The organism is Pseudomonas sp. SbOxS1, from assembly GCF_013416725.1.
Classification (GTDB): domain Bacteria; phylum Pseudomonadota; class Gammaproteobacteria; order Pseudomonadales; family Pseudomonadaceae; genus Aquipseudomonas.
Map to the genome: position 1 here is coordinate 241499 of NZ_JAAVXC010000032.1, position 17367 is coordinate 258865.

Genomic DNA, 17367 nt, shown 5'->3' on the forward strand with positions numbered 1-17367 from the left:
CTTGTCGTGGGTACTCCTTGTCATTTCGCTTTATTCGAGCTGCAACCGAGCTTCAACCTGGATCTCGACCAGCTGGCTACGCGCTACCGTGAGTTGGCGCGCAGTGTACACCCAGACCGCTTTGCCGACGCTTCCGAGCGGGAGCAGCGGCTGGCGCTAGAGCAATCCGCGAGCCTCAACGAGGCCTACCAGACGCTCAAGAGTCCACCCAAGCGCGCGCGATACCTGCTCGCCTTGAATGGTGGCGAGTTGCCGCTGGAGGTCACGGTGCATGATCCGGAGTTTCTTCTGCAACAGATGGAGTTGCGCGAAGAGCTCGAAGACCTGCAGGACAGCGCCGACCTCAATGGCGTTGCCGTCTTCAAGCGCCGCCTGAAAGTGGCCCAGGAAAAACTGAACGACAGTTTCGCAGCCTGCTGGAATGATGCAGCGCAACGTGAACAGGCCGAACGCCTGATGCGGCGCATGCAGTTCCTCGACAAGCTGACCTACGAAGTGCGCCAGTTAGAAGAGCGCCTCGACGATTAACCCAGTGCCGCTCCGGTCGCACGCCTGATATACAGATAAGTCCTGATAACGATGGCCCTACTGCAGATCGCCGAACCCGGCCAAAGTCCTCAACCGCACCAGCGTCGCCTGGCTGTGGGGATCGACTTGGGCACTACCAATTCGCTGGTCGCTGCGTTGCGCAGTGGTCTTTCCGAGCCTCTGGCTGACGCGCAAGGGCAGGTCATCCTGCCGTCTGCCGTGCGCTATCACGCTGATCGCGTCGAGGTTGGCGAATCCGCCAAGCTGGCTGCCGCCACCGATCCCTTGAACACCGTGCTGTCGGTCAAGCGCTTGATGGGTCGCGGTCTGGCCGACGTCAAGCAGTTGGGCGATCAACTGCCATACCGCTTTGTCGGCGGCGAGTCGCACATGCCGTTCATCGACACGGTCCAGGGCCCGAAAAGCCCGGTCGAAGTGTCTGCCGACATCCTCAAGGTCCTGCGCCAGCGCGCTGAAGCGACCCTGGGCGGTGAGCTGGTAGGGGCGGTGATCACCGTTCCGGCCTATTTCGACGACGCCCAGCGCCAGGCCACCAAGGACGCGGCCAAGCTGGCCGGCCTGAACGTGCTGCGCTTGCTCAACGAGCCGACTGCCGCGGCGGTGGCTTACGGTCTGGATCAGCATGCCGAAGGCCTGGTGGCGATTTATGACCTGGGCGGTGGCACCTTCGATATTTCGATTCTGCGCCTGACCGGCGGTGTGTTCGAAGTTTTGGCTACCGGCGGCGACAGCGCCCTGGGCGGTGATGACTTCGACCACGCGATCGCTGGCTGGATCATCGAGAGCGCCGGCCTGTCCGCCAATCTCGATCCGGGTGCGCAGCGTCAACTGCTGCAAACGGCCTGTGCTGCCAAAGAAGCCCTGACCAACGCCTCGTCGGTCGAAGTGGCACATGGCGACTGGAAAGCCGAGCTGACCCGCGAAGCCTTTGATGCCTTGATCGAGCCGATGGTCGCGCGCAGCTTGAAAGCCTGTCGCCGTGCGGTGCGTGATTCCGGTGTAGAGCTGGAAGACGTGCATGCGGTGGTCATGGTCGGCGGCTCGACTCGCGTGCCGCGCGTTCGCGAAGCCGTCGCTGAGGCCTTTGGGCGTCAGCCACTGACTGAAATCGACCCGGATCAAGTGGTGGCCATCGGTGCCGCGATCCAGGCCGATACCCTGGCCGGTAACAAGCGCGATGGCGATGAATTGCTGCTGCTGGACGTGATTCCGTTGTCCCTGGGCCTGGAAACCATGGGCGGCCTGATGGAGAAGGTGATTCCACGCAACACCACCATCCCCGTCGCTCGCGCCCAGGACTTCACCACCTACAAAGATGGCCAGTCGGCCATGGCGATCCACGTGTTGCAGGGCGAGCGCGAGCTGATCAGCGACTGCCGCTCCCTGGCACGCTTCGAATTGCGCGGTATTCCGGCGATGGTGGCCGGCGCGGCGAAGATTCGCGTGACCTTCCAGGTCGATGCCGACGGCTTGCTCAGTGTTTCCGCTCGCGAATTGGGTTCGGGCGTCGAAGCCAGCATCCAGGTCAAGCCGTCCTACGGCCTGACCGACGGCGAAATCGCCAAGATGCTCAAGGATTCGTTCCAGCACGCCAATGACGACAAGGTTGCCCGCGTATTGCGCGAGCAGCAGGTCGATGCCCAGCGCTTGATTGAAGCGGTGCAGGGCGCCCTGGAAGCCGACGGCGACCGCCTGCTCGATGCCGAAGAGCGCATGGTCATTGAATTGCAGATGCAGGAACTGACCGAACTGATGAAAGGTTCCGATGGTTTTGCCATCGAGCAGCAGACCAAGCGTCTGTCGCAAGTAACCGACGCTTTTGCCGCCCGTCGCATGGACTTGACCGTGAAAGCCGCGCTGTCGGGGCGCAACCTGAATGAGATTGAGGAATAACGATGCCGCAGGTCATTTTTCTGCCACACGAAAAGTTTTGCCCGGAAGGCATGGTCGTGGAGGCTGAGACAGGTATTTCCATCCTCGAACTGGCCCACGAACACCATATCGAGATGGAAAGTGCCTGTGGCGGCGTCTGCGCCTGCACCACCTGTCACTGCATCATCCGCGAGGGTTTCGACTCGCTGGAAGAGGCTGACGAGCTGGAAGAAGACTACCTTGACAAGGCTTGGGGCCTTGAGCGCGAATCGCGCCTGGGCTGTCAGGCCAAGGTCGGCACCGAAGACCTGACCGTCGAAATTCCGAAGTACTCGCTCAACCACGCAGCCGAAGCACCGCACTGATTCAAGGAATTGTCATGAAACTCAAGTGGACTGATGTGCTGGAGATCGCGATCCAGCTGGCTGAAAGCAAGCCCGATGTTGACCCTTTGTCGGTCAACTTCGTCGATCTGCGCAAATGGGTGATGGAATTGCCCGAGTTCGACGATTTGCCTGAGCATTGTGGCGAAAAGATCCTGGAGGCCATTCAGGCCCACTGGATCGAAGAACGCGACTGAGCCACGCTGCAGGTTAGGCAATACCCAAGAACCCGCGTATAATTCGCGGGTTTAATTTTTCGCAAATTACCGTTTCTGGAGTTACACCATGGCTGTTCAACGTACTTTCTCCATCATCAAGCCTGACGCCGTTGCTAAAAACGTGATCGGCGAGATCACCACTCGTTTCGAAAAAGCTGGCCTGCGCGTTGTAGCTTCGAAACTGAAGCAACTGTCCAAAGCCGAAGCCGAAGGCTTCTACGCTGAGCACAGCGCTCGTGGTTTCTTCAACGACCTGGTTGCTTTCATGATCTCCGGTCCAGTTGTTGTTCAGGTTCTGGAAGGCGAAAACGCTATCGCTCTGAACCGTGAGCTGATGGGCGCTACCAACCCTAAAGAAGCTGCTGCTGGCACCATCCGTGCTGACTTCGCTGACTCGATCGACGCCAACGCCGTACACGGTTCGGACTCCGAAGCCGCTGCCGCTCGCGAAATCTCGTACTTCTTCGCAGCTACTGAAGTAACCACTCGCTAAGCATTGGCTTAAGAGTGAAGGTGAATCCATGACTACATCGACTGTAAAAACTAACCTGCTGGGTCTGACTCAACAGGAAATGGAAAAATTCTTCGACTCAATCGGGGAGAAGCGTTTCCGTGCCGGTCAGGTAATGAAATGGATTCACCACTTTGGCGTCGATGATTTCGACGCCATGACGAACGTCAGCAAGGCCTTGCGCGAAAAGCTCAAGGCTGTTGCTGAGGTCCGTGGTCCGGAAGTGGTCAGCGAGGACATCTCCAGCGACGGCACCCGTAAGTGGGTGGTGCGCGTGGCGTCCGGCAGCTGCGTCGAGACCGTGTACATTCCCCAGGGCAAACGCGGCACCTTGTGCGTTTCGTCCCAGGCAGGCTGTGCCCTGGATTGCAGTTTCTGCTCCACCGGCAAGCAAGGCTTCAACAGCAACCTCACCGCCGCCGAAGTCATCGGCCAGGTGTGGATTGCCAACAAATCCTTTGGCAGCGTCCCGGCAACCGTCGACCGTGCCATCACCAACGTGGTGATGATGGGCATGGGTGAGCCGCTGCTGAACTTCGACAACGTCATCGCCGCCATGCACCTGATGATGGACGACCTGGGCTACGGCATTTCCAAGCGCCGCGTGACCCTGTCGACCTCAGGCGTAGTGCCGATGATCGATGAGCTGTCCAAGCACATCGACGTCTCCCTGGCGTTGTCCCTGCACGCACCGAATGACGCATTGCGTAACCAATTGGTGCCGATCAACAAGAAGTATCCGCTTAAGATGCTCCTCGAGTCGTGCCAGCGCTACATGTCGTCCCTGGGCGAAAAGCGCGTGCTGACCATCGAGTACACCTTGCTCAAGGACGTGAACGACAAGGTCGAGCACGCCGTTGAAATGATCGAGTTGCTCAAGAACATCCCGTGCAAGATCAACCTGATTCCTTTCAACCCGTTCCCGCATTCCGGGTACGAGCGGCCAAGCAACAACGCCATTCGTCGGTTCCAGGATCAGCTTCATCATGCCGGTTTCAACGTCACTGTCCGCACCACCCGTGGTGAAGACATCGACGCCGCTTGTGGTCAACTGGTAGGGCAGGTGCTGGATCGCACCCGTCGCAGCGAACGTTATATCGCCGTGCGTGAACTGAACGCCGACAACGATATGGCTTCGAACGCTGCGAAGTAATCAAGAGAGGATCTCCATGTTCCTGCGCTTTGCGCTGCTTTTGCTAATGGCCAGCCTGTGCGCTGGCTGTGTGCTTTCGGGCGACTACAACCCGATGAAGACCAGCAAAGGCCGTGACGAGGCGCGCGAGGCCTACGTGCAACTAGGCATCGGTTATTTGCAACAAGGCATGACCGAGCGCGCAAAAGTGCCGCTGAAAAAGGCGCTGGAGCTGGACGCCGCGGACCCGGACGCTAATGCGGCGCTGGGGTTGGTGTTCCAGGCCGAGATGGAGCCGGAGCTGGCTGACCAGCATTTTCGCAAGGCGCTGTCCTCCCGTCCCGCCGATGCGCGAATCCTCAACAACTACGGCAGCTTTCTCTTCGAGCGGAAACGTTACAAGGAAGCCTACGAGCGCTTCGAACAGGCCGCGGCCGATACCCTGTATCCTGAGCGTTCGCGGGTGTTCGAGAACCTCGGCATGACCGCTTCGATGCTCGGCCAGCGTGAGTTGGCCCAGCAACAACTGGAAAAAGCCCTGCGTTTGAATCGACAACAGCCTCGGGCATTGCTGGAAATGGCTGAGTTGTCTTACGAAGACAGGCATTATGTGCCCGCGCGTGACTATTACGACCGTTTTAGCCTGCTTACCGAGCAAAATGCACGTAGTCTATTGCTCGGCATTCGCCTGGCAAAAGTGTTTGATGATCGCGACAAGGCCGCCAGTGCGGGCCTGCAATTAAAACGACTCTATCCCGGTACACCGGAATATCAGCAATACCTGTCGGAGCAATGATGAAAGCGGCGCATCCCGAAGTTGTAGCAGCGAATCGCGTTAACCCCGGTGAGACCTTGCGCCAGGCCCGCGAAAGCAATGGCTGGTCGCTGGCCGAAGTGGCCCTCAAGCTCAACCTTACCGTCAATTCCCTGAGCAATCTGGAAGCCGGTGAGTTCGACAAGCTGCCAGGGCATACCTTCGCCCGCGGCTATATTCGCGCCTATGCCAAATTGCTCGGCATGGACCAGGCCGTCCTGGTCCAGCAGTTCGACCAATCCACCGGTACCGACTCCAAGGGCAGCAACGTTCACAGCCTTGGCCGTATCGAAGAACCGGTGCGCGTGTCCCACACCATCCTGCGCATTGTCAGCCTGTTGTTGCTGGTGGCCGTGGTGGGTGGCGGTTTTGTCTGGTGGCAGGACCAGACGTCGCTGCGCACCAAGGACCTGATCAGCCTGACCCCGGAACACGTGGAAGTTGAAGGCGCCGACGGCACCACCCAGATTCATCCGCTGGACGAGCCGGAAGACCAGGCCGTCGCCGAAGGCCAGGCTGAAACCACAACGGCCTTGGCATTGCCGCAGGCCGACACCTCGACCCAGGCACCGACTGAAACGCCTGCTCCGGCAACTGTTGCACCGGCCGCTACCGCTCCGCTCGTGGCCACACCTGTTGCGCCAGCCCCGGCAGCTCCTGTTGTTGCAGCGCCTGCGGTGACTGCACCGGTTGCTCCAAGTGCTCCAGCGCCAACCGCTGCGGCTCCAGCACCGGCACCCGCAGCGCCTGCGGTGGCAGGCCAGGGCCAGGTCCAACTGCAGTTCACCGCCGACTGCTGGACCCAGGTGACCGACGGCAACGGCAAGGTGCTGTTGAGCGGTCTGAAGCGTAAAGGCGAAAGCGTTTCCCTCAATGGCAAGCCGCCGTTTTCCGTGCGCCTGGGTTATGCCCGCGGCGCGCAAGTCAGCTACAACGGTCAGGCGGTCAATGTCGCTCCGTTCACCAGTGGCGAGACTGCTCGCCTGAAGTTGGGTCAATAAGTCATGCACGGCGAATCTCCAATCAAACGTCGCGAATCGCGCAAGATCTGGGTCGGTAATGTACCTGTTGGCGGCGATGCGCCCATCGCTGTGCAAAGCATGACCAACAGCGACACCAATGACGTCGCTGCGACTGTTGCGCAAATCAATCGCCTGGAAGCAGCCGGTGTCGATATCGTGCGGGTATCCGTGCCGGATATGGACGCCGCCGAGGCCTTCGGCAAGATCAAGCAACTGGTCAAGGTGCCCTTGGTCGCCGACATTCACTTCGACTACCGCATTGCCTTGCGCGTGGCCGAGCTGGGTGTTGACTGCCTGCGGATCAACCCGGGCAACATCGGTCGCGAAGACCGTGTGCGCGCGGTGGTCGATGCCGCCCGCGATCGCGGCATTCCGATCCGTATCGGCGTGAACGCCGGCTCCCTGGAAAAAGACCTGCAGAAAAAATACGGCGAGCCGACCCCGGCTGCGCTGGTCGAATCGGCGTTGCGCCACGTCGAACACCTTGAGCGCCTGAACTTCCAGGACTTCAAGGTCAGCGTGAAAGCCTCCGACGTGTTCATGGCCGTCGAAGCCTACCGCTTGCTGGCCAAGGAAATTGTCCAGCCACTGCACCTGGGGATCACCGAAGCCGGTGGTTTGCGTTCAGGCACAGTGAAATCTGCCGTGGGCCTCGGTATGCTGCTCGCCGAAGGGATTGGCGATACCATTCGCATCTCGTTGGCGGCTGACCCGGTCGAGGAAGTGAAAGTCGGCTACGACATCCTCAAGTCCCTGCATCTGCGTTCCCGTGGCATCAACTTCATCGCCTGCCCGAGTTGCTCGCGGCAGAACTTCGATGTGGTCAAGACCATGAACGAGCTGGAAGGGCGCCTCGAAGACCTGCTGGTGCCGCTGGATGTCGCGGTCATCGGTTGCGTGGTCAACGGGCCGGGCGAAGCCAAGGAAGCCCATATCGGCTTGACCGGCGGCACGCCAAACCTGATTTACATCGACGGCAAGCCGTCGCAGAAACTGACGAATGACAATCTGGTGGATGAGCTTGAACGCTTGATCCGCCAGAAAGCGGCCGAGAAGGTCGAGGCTGAAGCAGCGGTTATCGCTCGCGGCTAAGCCCGACGACGCGCCGAACGAATTTAAGGATTTAATGTGAGCAAGTCTCTGCAAGCCATTCGTGGCATGAACGACATCCTGCCCGAACAGACCCCCCTGTGGCGTCATTTCGAAGGCACCGTTTCGCGCCTGCTGGATAACTACGGTTACAAGCAGATCCGTATGCCGATCGTCGAGTTCACCGAGCTGTTCAAGCGCTCCATCGGTGAAGTGACCGACATCGTCGAAAAAGAGATGTACACCTTCGACGACCGTAACGGTGACTCCCTGACCCTGCGCCCTGAAGGGACCGCAGCCTGCGTGCGTGCCGTGCTCGAACACGGCATCACCGGCGGTGGCCAGGTGCAGAAACTCTGGTACATCGGCCCGATGTTCCGTCACGAGCGTCCGCAGAAAGGCCGTTATCGCCAGTTCCACCAGATCGGCGTCGAAGTGTTCAACCTCGACGGTCCGGACATCGATGCCGAGCTGATCGTGCTGACCTGGCGCCTGTGGGGCGAGCTGGGCATCCGCGATGCGGTCAAGCTCGAACTCAACAGCCTGGGCACCAGCGAGTCCCGTGGTCGTTATCGTGAAGCGTTGGTCGAGTTCCTGTCCGGTCACCTGGACAAGCTGGACGAAGACAGCCAGCGCCGTCTGAAAACCAACCCGCTGCGGGTCCTGGACACCAAGAACGCCGACACACAGGCGATTCTGGTCGATGCGCCGAAAATGGCCGATTACCTCGACGAAGAATCCCGCGTGCACTTCGAGGGCCTCAAGGCTCGCCTGGACGCCGCCGGCATTCCTTATGTGATCAACCCGAAGCTGGTTCGCGGGTTGGACTACTACAGCAAGACCGTTTTCGAATGGGTCACCGACAAACTCGGCGCCCAGGGCACCGTGTGTGCCGGTGGTCGTTATGACGGCCTGGTCGAGCAGATGGGCGGCAAGCCTACTGCTGGCGTCGGTTTCGCCATGGGCATCGAGCGCCTGGTGTTGCTGCTGGAAACCCTGGAGCAGATCCCGGAAGAAATCTCCCGTCAGGTCGACGTCTACCTCTGCGCCTTCGGTGAAGCCGCCGAGCTGGCTGGCCTGGCCCTAGCCGAGCGCGTGCGCGACCAGTTGCCCAACCTGCGCCTGCAAGTCAATGCCGGTGCCGGCAGCTTCAAGAGCCAGTTCAAGAAGGCCGACAAGAGCGGTGCGCTGTACGCACTGATCCTCGGTGACGACGAAATGGCCCAGCAAGTGGTAGGTTTCAAACCCCTGCGTGGCCAGGGCGAACAACAAAGCATTGCCTGGGATGCGCTTGCTGCACACCTGGCCACCTGCGTCGTGCAGGGTTGAAGCTGTCTTAACAGCCGAATTAGCGATTAAGGAGTATTGGGGTGTCGAGTACCGAAGACGAACAGCTGGCGGATTTTAAGGAATGGTGGTCACGCAACGGCAAGCCCCTGGTCACTGGCGGCCTGTTGGCGCTGGTCATCGTGTTCGGTTGGCAGGCGTTCCAGAAGTATCAGAGCAACCAGTCGCAAGGCGCCTCGATGCTCTATCAGCAACTGCTCGAAACCACGCTGACGCCTGACGGCAAGCCGGATGCGGCGCGGGTCTCGGACCTGGCCGGCAAGCTCAACAGCGAGTTCGGCGGCAGCGCCTATGCGCAATACGGCAGCCTGTTCGTGGCGAAAGTCGCGGTCGACAGTGGCAAGCTCGATGACGCAGCCAATGAGCTCAAGGCCATCGTCGCCAAGCCGGCCAACCCGGCACTGGGCGAAATCGCCCGTCAGCGCCTGGCGCAGGTGCTGGCCGCGCAGAGCAAGGTCGATGAAGCCCTGAAGCTGCTCGAAGGCGATGCCGACAAGGCTTTCCTGGCCACTCGCGAAGAACTCAAGGGCGACCTGCTGGTGCAGCTGGGTCGTACCGACGAAGCGCACGCGGCGTATCAAAAAGCCAAGGCGGCACTGTCGGATGAAGCGGCGGTCGGTGGCCTGCAAATCAAGCTGGACGACCTGGCCAAAGGGGATGCGTGACGTGATCCGTTGGAAGCATGCAGCATTGCTGGCCCTGGCCATTTTGGCCGCGGGTTGCAGCAGCAACAGCAAGAAAGAATTGCCACCGGCCGAGTTGACCGATTTCAAGGAAGAAGTGGTCCTGCAAAAGCAGTGGAGTCGTTCGATCGGTGACGGTCAGGGCGAAACCTACAACATGCTGGTTCCGGCCATCGATGGCGATACCATCTATGCCGCCGATGTCACCGGTGTGGTGATGGCGCTGGATCGCAGCAACGGCGACGTCAAATGGAAGAAAGATCTCGAACTGCCTGTTTCCGGCGCCGTTGGCGTGGGTTACGGTCTGCTGACGATCGGTACGATCAAGGGTGAAATCGTTGCCCTGGACGCCATCAACGGCGAAGAGAAATGGCGCGCTCGCGTGTCCAGTGAAGTCCTCGCACCACCCGCCAACAATGGCGATGTGGTCGTGGTCCAGACCCAGGACGACCGTTTGATCGGTCTGGATGCCGCCACCGGCAACCAGCGCTGGTTGTATGACAGCACGCCGGCGGTACTGACCCTGCGCGGCACCAGCGCACCGATCGTGACCAACCGCCTCGCGGTGGCTGGCTTCTCGACCGGTAAAGTGGTCGCTCTCGACATCTCCAACGGCGTGCCGGTGTGGGAACAGCGTGTAGCGATCCCGCAAGGTCGTTCGGAACTGGAGCGTGTTGTCGACATCGACGGCGGCTTGCTGCTGTCCGGTGAGACGATTTATGTCGCCAGCTACCAGGGTCGCGTTGCGGCACTGGACCTGCAAAGCGGCCGGCAGCTCTGGCAGCGTGATGCTTCCAGCTACGCCGGTGTCGCCCAGGGTTTCGGCAGCGTCTACGTGAGCCTGTCCTCGGGCACCGTTGAAGGCGTCGACGAGCGTTCCACCACAGCCTTGTGGAGCAACGATTCGCTGGCTCGCCGTCAACTGACGGCTCCGGAAGTGTTCTCCAGCTACGTTGCAGTCGGTGACCTGGAAGGTTACCTGCACCTGTTGAGTCAGGTGGACGGTCGATTCGTCGGCCGTGAGCGCATCGACAGCGACGGCCTGCGTGCGCGTCCGCTGGTGGTGGGTGACACGATTTATGTCTATGGCAACAGCGGCAAACTGGAAGCCCTGACCATTAAGTAACGACTATGCTTGGGTTTTAACCCCAAGCGGCTTCACCTGTGGGTAGAAATGTGGGAGCGAGCCTGCTCGCGATGGACGTTAACGATGACGTTGGCGACCTGAATAAACGCGGTGCCTTTGCGTTTATCGCGAGCAGGCTCGCTCCCACAGAAAAGCACACAGTGATTGCCCCGAGCACCAGCCGCTGCCTAGCAGCGGCTTTTGTATTTTCTGAAATAACGAAGTGGAGAGCCGCATGGTTCCCGTAATCGCCCTGGTGGGCCGACCGAACGTCGGCAAGTCCACCTTGTTCAACCGCCTGACCAGGACTCGCGACGCCATCGTCGGCGACTTGTCCGGTCTGACCCGTGATCGCCAGTACGGTGAGGCCAAGTGGCAAGGGCGTTCCTACATTCTGGTCGACACCGGCGGTATCTCCGGTGACGAGCACGGTATGGACGAAAAAATGGCCGAGCAGTCGCTGCTGGCCATTGAAGAAGCGGATGTTGTTCTGTTCCTGGTAGATGCCAAGGCCGGTTTCACCGCCGCCGACCAGATGATCGCCGAGCATTTGCGTAAACGTAACAAGCGTTCCCACGTAGTGGCCAACAAGGTCGACAACATCGACCCGGAAATGGCCCGCGCTGAATTCGCCCCTCTGGGCATGGGCCATGCGATCCCGATCGCGGGTGCTCACGGTCGTGGCATCACCCAGCTGCTGGAAATCGCCTTGGGCGACTTCCCGAAAGATGAAGACGAGCCGCAAGAAGGCGAGGAAGAAGAGGACGTCGCTGAAGGCGAGGAAGCCAAGCGCATTCCTGGCCCGAGCGAAAAAGACGGGATCAAGATCGCCATCATCGGTCGCCCGAACGTCGGCAAGTCGACCCTGGTCAACCGCATGCTCGGTGAAGACCGGGTAATCGTGTATGACCAACCCGGCACCACCCGCGACAGCATCTACATCCCGTTCGAACGTAACGAGGAGAAGTACACGCTGATCGACACCGCCGGTGTGCGCAAGCGCGGCAAGATCCACGAAGAAGTCGAAAAGTTCTCCGTGGTCAAAACCCTGCAAGCGATCAAAGACGCCAACGTGGTGATCTTCGTGATGGACGCCCGCGAAGGCGTGGTGGACCACGACCTCAACCTGCTGGGCTTTGCCATCGAGTCGGGTCGTGCGCTGGTCATTGCGATCAACAAGTGGGACGGTATGACGCCGAGCGAGCGCGACTTCGTGAAGGTCGAGCTGCAACGTCGACTGTTCTTCGTTGACTACGCCGACATCCACTTCATCTCGGCACTGCACGGCACTGGCGTGGGCAACCTCTACGCCTCGGTGCAGAACTCGTTCAAGTCCGCGGTCACCCGCTGGCCGACCAACCGCCTGACCCAGATCCTGGAAGACGCGGTTGGCGAGCACGCACCGCCGATGGTCAACAACCGCCGGATCAAGCTGCGTTACGCTCACTTGGGTGGTGCGAACCCGCCGATCATCGTGATCCACGGTAACCAGATCGAGAAGGTGCCGAAGTCTTACGTTCGTTACCTGGAAAACACTTATCGCCGTGTGCTCAAGCTGGTCGGTACGCCGATCCGCATCGAGTTCAAGGGCGGCGAGAACCCGTACGAAGGCAACAAGAACTCGCTGACCGACCGCCAGGTCAACAAGAAGCGTCGCTTGATGTCGCACCACAAGAAGGCCGACAAGAAGCGCCGCGACAAGCGCTGATCTGCGGTTTTGATCGTTCCCACGCTCCGCGTGGGAATGCATCCCGTGACGCTCTGCGTCACATTCGGTATGGACGCGGAGCGTCCGTGGCGGCATTCCCACGCAGAGCGTGGGAACGATCAGCTTGGAGAAGGGCGCTGTTAGCGCCCTTTTTCATGCCTGCCGTTTGGGCTATCCTCGGGCTCTCCCGCGCCGCCGTTAGAGCCGGGTGTAGAGCAGGGAGTCCTCGATGATCACCAGTAAGCTGCCGAATGTCGGCATCACCATCTTTACGCAGATGTCTCAGCTCGCGGCGCAAACCGGGGCGCTCAACCTGTCCCAGGGTTTTCCCGATTTCGCTGCACCGCAGGCCCTGTGCGATGCGGTTGGTCGGCATATCGCCAATGGCCACAACCAATACTCGCCAATGACCGGCCTGCCGGTACTGCGTCAGCAGATCGTGGCGAAAATCGCCCGCAGCTATGGCGTCACCGTCGATGTGGACAGCGAAGTAACCGTGACGCCCGGCGCGACCGAGGCGATTTTCTGCGCCATTCAGGCGGTTATCCACAGCGGTGACGAAGTCATCGTGTTTGATCCGGCTTATGACAGTTACGAGCCCTCGGTCGAGCTGGCCGGTGGCCGTTGCGTTCACGTGCAACTGGGGCTGGACGACTTCAGCATCGATTTCCAGAAGCTCGCCCAGGCACTGAGTCCGCGCACGCGGATGATCATCCTCAATACCCCGCACAATCCCAGCGGCGCACTGATCAACCGCGCTGAGCTGGACCAACTGGCGGCGTTGATCCGCGATCGCGACATCTACGTGATCAGCGATGAGGTCTACGAACACCTGGTCTACGACGGTGTGCCCCACGTCAGTGTGCTGGCCCATGAAGAGCTGTATCAGCGTGCCTTCGTGGTCAGTTCCTTCGGCAAGACCTACCACGTCACTGGCTGGAAAACCGGCTACGTGGTCGCGCCACCGGCCCTGACGGCAGAGTTGCGCAAGGTGCACCAGTACGTGAATTTCTGCGGCGTCACACCGCTGCAGTATGCCTTGGCCGACTTCATGGCCGAACACCCGGAGCACGTGGAAGAGTTGCCAGCGTTCTATCAGGCCAAGCGCGACCTGTTCTGCGATCTGTTGGTGCCTTCGCGCTTCAGTTTTACCCGGGTAAGCGGTACTTATTTCCAGTTGGTCGATTACTCGCAGATCCGTCCTGACCTCAATGACGTCGAGATGGCGCTGTGGATGACCCGTGAACATGGCGTAGCGAGTATCCCGATCTCGGTGTTCTACCAGACGCCGCCGGTCGGCCAGCGCCTGGTGCGCCTGTGCTTCGCCAAACGTGAGGAGACCCTGCGTGAAGCAGCGGAAAAACTATGCGTGATCTGAGTGCGCTGCCGAACCTGACCGTTGCGCTGATCCAGACCACCCTGGCCTGGCACGATCGCCAGGCCAACCTGGAGCATTTCGAACCGTTGCTGGAACAGGCTCGCGGCGCGGACCTGATCATTCTGCCGGAGATGTTCACCACCGGTTTCTCGATGGAGTCCGAGACCCTCGCCGAAGCTGAAAACGGGCCGACCAGTAAATGGCTGCGGGCCCAGGCGGCAAAATTGGATGCGGTGATCACCGGTAGCGTGATCGTACAGGCCGCTGATGGCAGCCATCGCAACCGCCTGTTGTGGGCGCGGCCGGACGGCGAAGTGTGGCACTACGACAAGCGTCACCTGTTCCGCATGGCCGGCGAGCATAATCACTACACCCCGGGCGAGCGCCAGGTGCAGTTCGAACTCAAGGGCTGGCGGGTACGGCCGCTGATTTGCTACGACCTGCGCTTCCCGGTGTGGAGCCGTGACCCGCAGGACACGGACTTGCTGCTGTACACGGCAAACTGGCCGGGTGCACGGCGTCAACACTGGAACCGCTTGCTGCCGGCACGGGCGATCGAGAACCTGTGCTATGTGGCGGCGGTTAACCGCGTCGGCACCGATGGCAAAGGCTTTGCCTATACCGGGGACAGTCAGGTGCTGGATTTCCAGGGTGAGACCTTGCTCAGCGCGGGGGAGGCGGACGGCGTGTTCAAGGTGGTGCTGGATGCGGCGGAACTGGCGGCTTATCGCACGCGTTTTCCGGCGAACCTGGATGCCGATACCTTCGAATTCACCTGATATCGTCGCTGGCTGAAAGGGCCTCTTCGCGGGCAAGCCCGCTCCTACAAGGTTTGCGCCGGCCACTAAATTTTGTGTACCCCACCAATCACTGTAGGAGCGGGCTTGCCCGCGAAGAGGCCGGTACAGGCACTACAAAAATCACAGGCAAACAAAAAGGCCCCGAGATTCACATCTCGGGGCCTTTTGTATTTCAGCGAAGACTAATTACGCCGCTTTCGCTTCCGGCTGGCTCAGCGAACGGTTCAGCGCGCTGAACAGGGCCTTGAAGCTGGCGGTGGTGATGTTTTCATCGATGCCCACGCCGTGCACCGCACGTTCACCGTTCACGCGCAGCTCGATGTAGGCCGCAGCCTTGGCATTGGTGCCCGCGCCAATGGCGTGTTCGTTGTAATCCATGATTTCCACCGGGATCGGAAGGCCGGCCACCAGTGCTTCCAGGGCGCCGTTGCCCTTGCCGCGCCAGTGCAGGTTGGTTTCGCCCTGGCCCTTGCTGGCCACTTCCACTTCGACGGCGCTGTGGCCGTTTTCTTCCTGCAGGCGATGGCTGACCAGCGCGTACGGGGTGTTGGCCTGCAAGTACTCGCTGTGCAGCAGCGCGTGGATTTGCTGGGCGGTCATTTCCAGGCCCAGGCGATCGGTTTCACGCTGCACGACCTGGCTGAACTCGATCTGCATGCGACGCGGCAAGCTGATGCCGTATTCCTGTTCCAGCAGGTAGGCGATGCCGCCCTTACCCGACTGGCTGTTGACGCGGATGACCGCCTCGTAGCTGCGGCCGATGTCGGCCGGGTCGATCGGCAAGTAAGGCACTTCCCACAGGGCATCGGATTTCTGCTGGGCGAAGCCCTTGCGGATCGCGTCCTGGTGCGAGCCGGAGAATGCGGTGTGCACCAGATCGCCAACGTACGGGTGACGCGGGTGAACCTGGATCTGGTTGCACTCTTCGACGACTTTGCGTACGCCGTCGATGTCGGAGAAGTCCAACTCAGGGTTCAGGCCCTGGGTGTACATGTTCAGGGCCACGGTCACCAGGTCGACGTTACCGGTACGCTCGCCGTTGCCGAACAGGCAGCCTTCGACGCGATCGGCGCCAGCCATCAGGCCCAACTCAGTGGCGGCCACGCCAGTGCCACGGTCGTTGTGGGTGTGCAGGCTGATGATTACGCTGTCACGACGGTTGATGTGACGGCCAAACCATTCGATCTGGTCGGCATAGATGTTCGGGGTCGCGCATTCGACGGTGGCCGGCAGGTTGAGGATGATCTTGCGCTCGGGCGTCGGGTTCCAGACTTCGATCACCGCGTCGCAGACTTCCTTGGCGAACTCCAGTTCGGTGGCGCTGAAGGTTTCCGGGGAGTACTGGAAGGTCCACTCGGTTTCCGGCTGCTGGGCGGCATATTTGACGAACAGCTTGGCCGCGTTTACGGCGATTTCCTTGACCCCTTCCAGGTCCTGGTTGAAGACAATGCGGCGGAAAGAAGGAGAAGTGGCGTTGTACAGGTGAACGATGGCTTTTTTCGCGCCACGCAGGGATTCGAAAGTACGCGCGATCAAATCTTCACGTGCCTGGGTCAATACCTGGATGGTGGTGTCGTCCGGGATATGACCGTCTTCGATCAGGGTGCGTACGAAGTCGAAATCGGTCTGCGAGGCGGACGGGAACGACGCTTCGATTTCCTTCACGCCAACCTGCACCAGGGTTTTCCAGAAGCGCAGCTTCTTGACGGCGTCCATCGGTTCGATCAGCGACTGGTTGCCATCGCGCAGGTCGGAGCTGCACCAGATCGGCGCGGCGGTGATGGTCTTCGACGGCCAGGTGCGGTCCGGGAGATCGATGGTCGGGAACGCGCGGTATTTCGAAGACGGGTCTTTGAGCATGCTCATCGGGAAATCCTTATTGTGTTGGCCGAAAAAAGGCGGCCTGCCGGTGGATCAAAATGTTCTTGGAGTAACGCTGGGGATGAGGCGCCGCGATTCAGCCCGGCAGTCGTGCGCTGACAAGGCACAAGCTGCGGTGCTGACGAAGCTGAATGAGGGTGTGAGAGGTTTTCATGTCTTCAACCCTAACCGCGGGGGGGAAGGATGGCAAGCGGTCGAAAAAAATTGAGAGGAATCCTCTTCAGGGCTTATTTATCGAGATTTTATTGCTCGGCATAAGCCTGATCTTCAGGTTGTTTGCGCAAGGTTTGAACGATGCGCAATCGACGGATTGAGCGACCGCGTCCTCGCAGTGGGACTATTCTTCTTTAAAGCCCCGACGGGCAAGCGGGAGTCGGCGATGAACGAGTCCGATTGGAAACAGTATTGCGTATTGCGTCCGGTGGCCCATGAGCGGATGTGCACCCGGATCATGACCGATGTCGAAAAGATCGTGCTGGACACGAGTATTGCGCCCTACGAGCGGATCGATGCCAGCGAGGAATTGCTGAAAGCCGGGCAAAAAGAGCTGTATTGGGCGTTTGGCGTCTTCAGGTTTTCACGCCATGAAGCGCGGTCGCATTTGCTTGGGTTGTGCGCGCGGGAGTTGATCACGGCGGAGGAGTTGAGCTGGTTTTCAGTGGAGACCCAGGAGTGGGTCAGGCATTGCCTGGCGGACCGGGAAGTCCATGGGATAGAAGATCTGGAGGCGGAATAGACGGCGTCAGTGACGCCGCCTTCGCGGGCAAGCCCGCTCCCACAGTGACCGAGGTGAACATGAATTTTGTGTGCACCGCCAATCCCTGTAGGAGCGGGCTTGCCCGCGAAGGGGCCAT

The 17367-nt window shown here is 60.2% G+C and carries 17 protein-coding genes; 16 read left to right on the top strand and 1 reads right to left on the bottom strand.

Annotated features, from left to right (window positions below):
- Positions 1 to 6 precede the first annotated feature (6 nt).
- The 15 genes from hscB to HFK74_RS25320 all read left to right on the top strand — a co-directional run bounded on the left by hscB (position 7) and on the right by HFK74_RS25320 (position 14611).
- Entirely contained in the window at positions 7 to 528 is a 522-nt protein-coding gene (gene hscB / locus HFK74_RS25250; protein ID WP_008025499.1) for a co-chaperone HscB, read from the top strand.
- A gap of 51 nt (positions 529 to 579) precedes the next feature.
- Complete coding sequence (gene hscA, locus HFK74_RS25255) at positions 580 to 2442, top strand: Fe-S protein assembly chaperone HscA (protein ID WP_180205849.1); 1863 nt, start codon at positions 580 to 582, stop codon at positions 2440 to 2442.
- A 2-nt stretch (positions 2443 to 2444) separates the two neighbouring features.
- Complete coding sequence (gene fdx / locus HFK74_RS25260; protein WP_007998670.1) at positions 2445 to 2786, top strand: ISC system 2Fe-2S type ferredoxin; 342 nt, start codon at positions 2445 to 2447, stop codon at positions 2784 to 2786.
- Between the two features lie 14 nt (positions 2787 to 2800).
- Positions 2801 to 3001, top strand: a complete 201-nt coding sequence (gene iscX, locus HFK74_RS25265; protein WP_180205850.1) for a Fe-S cluster assembly protein IscX — start codon at positions 2801 to 2803, stop codon at positions 2999 to 3001.
- Positions 3002 to 3089: 88 nt separating this feature from the next.
- Positions 3090 to 3515: a nucleoside-diphosphate kinase gene (ndk, locus tag HFK74_RS25270; protein WP_007903599.1), complete on the top strand. Its 426-nt coding sequence runs from the start codon at positions 3090 to 3092 to the stop codon at positions 3513 to 3515.
- Positions 3516 to 3543: 28 nt separating this feature from the next.
- Positions 3544 to 4686, top strand: coding sequence for a 23S rRNA (adenine(2503)-C(2))-methyltransferase RlmN (gene rlmN / locus HFK74_RS25275; RefSeq protein ID WP_008057736.1), 1143 nt, complete (start codon positions 3544 to 3546; stop codon positions 4684 to 4686).
- A 16-nt stretch (positions 4687 to 4702) separates the two neighbouring features.
- Positions 4703 to 5461, top strand: coding sequence for a type IV pilus biogenesis/stability protein PilW (pilW, locus tag HFK74_RS25280; RefSeq protein ID WP_180205851.1), 759 nt, complete (start codon positions 4703 to 4705; stop codon positions 5459 to 5461).
- The gene (locus HFK74_RS25285) at positions 5461 to 6480 is read left to right on the top strand and encodes a RodZ family helix-turn-helix domain-containing protein (RefSeq protein WP_180205852.1); all 1020 of its coding nucleotides are present in this window, start codon (positions 5461 to 5463) and stop codon (positions 6478 to 6480) included. Before pilW ends, HFK74_RS25285 begins: the two co-directional genes overlap by 1 nt.
- 3 nt (positions 6481 to 6483) lie before the next feature.
- The gene (gene ispG / locus HFK74_RS25290; protein ID WP_008057743.1) at positions 6484 to 7593 is read left to right on the top strand and encodes a flavodoxin-dependent (E)-4-hydroxy-3-methylbut-2-enyl-diphosphate synthase; all 1110 of its coding nucleotides are present in this window, start codon (positions 6484 to 6486) and stop codon (positions 7591 to 7593) included.
- A gap of 36 nt (positions 7594 to 7629) precedes the next feature.
- Positions 7630 to 8919: a histidine--tRNA ligase gene (hisS, locus tag HFK74_RS25295; RefSeq protein ID WP_180205853.1), complete on the top strand. Its 1290-nt coding sequence runs from the start codon at positions 7630 to 7632 to the stop codon at positions 8917 to 8919.
- A gap of 41 nt (positions 8920 to 8960) precedes the next feature.
- Positions 8961 to 9602, top strand: coding sequence for a tetratricopeptide repeat protein (locus HFK74_RS25300; protein WP_180205854.1), 642 nt, complete (start codon positions 8961 to 8963; stop codon positions 9600 to 9602).
- Positions 9595 to 10746, top strand: a complete 1152-nt coding sequence (gene bamB, locus HFK74_RS25305) for an outer membrane protein assembly factor BamB (RefSeq protein ID WP_180205855.1) — start codon at positions 9595 to 9597, stop codon at positions 10744 to 10746. The genes HFK74_RS25300 and bamB overlap by 8 nt, the downstream gene beginning before the upstream one ends.
- A gap of 235 nt (positions 10747 to 10981) precedes the next feature.
- A complete protein-coding gene (der, locus tag HFK74_RS25310; RefSeq protein ID WP_008057747.1) occupies positions 10982 to 12454 on the top strand; it encodes a ribosome biogenesis GTPase Der in 1473 nt (490 codons plus the stop codon).
- Between the two features lie 229 nt (positions 12455 to 12683).
- A complete protein-coding gene (locus tag HFK74_RS25315) occupies positions 12684 to 13832 on the top strand; it encodes a pyridoxal phosphate-dependent aminotransferase (protein WP_180205856.1) in 1149 nt (382 codons plus the stop codon).
- The gene (locus HFK74_RS25320; RefSeq protein ID WP_180205857.1) at positions 13820 to 14611 is read left to right on the top strand and encodes an amidohydrolase; all 792 of its coding nucleotides are present in this window, start codon (positions 13820 to 13822) and stop codon (positions 14609 to 14611) included. Before HFK74_RS25315 ends, HFK74_RS25320 begins: the two co-directional genes overlap by 13 nt.
- Before the next feature lie 207 nt (positions 14612 to 14818).
- Here the strand turns inward: HFK74_RS25320 and leuA are convergent, their stop codons facing one another.
- Complete coding sequence (gene leuA, locus HFK74_RS25325) at positions 14819 to 16498, bottom strand: 2-isopropylmalate synthase (RefSeq protein ID WP_180205858.1); 1680 nt, start codon at positions 16496 to 16498, stop codon at positions 14819 to 14821.
- Between the two features lie 394 nt (positions 16499 to 16892).
- Here leuA and HFK74_RS25330 point away from each other — a divergent pair, with 394 nt between their 5' ends.
- Entirely contained in the window at positions 16893 to 17249 is a 357-nt protein-coding gene (locus HFK74_RS25330; protein WP_180205859.1) for a hypothetical protein, read from the top strand.
- Positions 17250 to 17367 lie beyond the last annotated feature (118 nt).

Bases quoted from the DNA above. Each gene is read 5' to 3' on its own strand.
- hscA (WP_180205849.1), top strand. From the start codon at position 580: ATGGCCCTACTGCAGATCGCCGAACCCGGCCAAAGTCCTCAACCGCAC.
- fdx (WP_007998670.1), top strand. From the start codon at position 2,445: ATGCCGCAGGTCATTTTTCTGCCACACGAAAAGTTTTGCCCGGAAGGC.
- iscX (WP_180205850.1), top strand. From the start codon at position 2,801: ATGAAACTCAAGTGGACTGATGTGCTGGAGATCGCGATCCAGCTGGCT.
- ndk (WP_007903599.1), top strand. From the start codon at position 3,090: ATGGCTGTTCAACGTACTTTCTCCATCATCAAGCCTGACGCCGTTGCT.
- rlmN (WP_008057736.1), top strand. From the start codon at position 3,544: ATGACTACATCGACTGTAAAAACTAACCTGCTGGGTCTGACTCAACAG.
- pilW (WP_180205851.1), top strand. From the start codon at position 4,703: ATGTTCCTGCGCTTTGCGCTGCTTTTGCTAATGGCCAGCCTGTGCGCT.
- HFK74_RS25285 (WP_180205852.1), top strand. From the start codon at position 5,461: ATGAAAGCGGCGCATCCCGAAGTTGTAGCAGCGAATCGCGTTAACCCC.
- ispG (WP_008057743.1), top strand. From the start codon at position 6,484: ATGCACGGCGAATCTCCAATCAAACGTCGCGAATCGCGCAAGATCTGG.
- bamB (WP_180205855.1), top strand. From the start codon at position 9,595: ATGCGTGACGTGATCCGTTGGAAGCATGCAGCATTGCTGGCCCTGGCC.
- der (WP_008057747.1), top strand. From the start codon at position 10,982: ATGGTTCCCGTAATCGCCCTGGTGGGCCGACCGAACGTCGGCAAGTCC.
- HFK74_RS25315 (WP_180205856.1), top strand. From the start codon at position 12,684: ATGATCACCAGTAAGCTGCCGAATGTCGGCATCACCATCTTTACGCAG.
- HFK74_RS25320 (WP_180205857.1), top strand. From the start codon at position 13,820: ATGCGTGATCTGAGTGCGCTGCCGAACCTGACCGTTGCGCTGATCCAG.
- leuA (WP_180205858.1), bottom strand. From the start codon at position 16,498: ATGAGCATGCTCAAAGACCCGTCTTCGAAATACCGCGCGTTCCCGACC.
- HFK74_RS25330 (WP_180205859.1), top strand. From the start codon at position 16,893: ATGAACGAGTCCGATTGGAAACAGTATTGCGTATTGCGTCCGGTGGCC.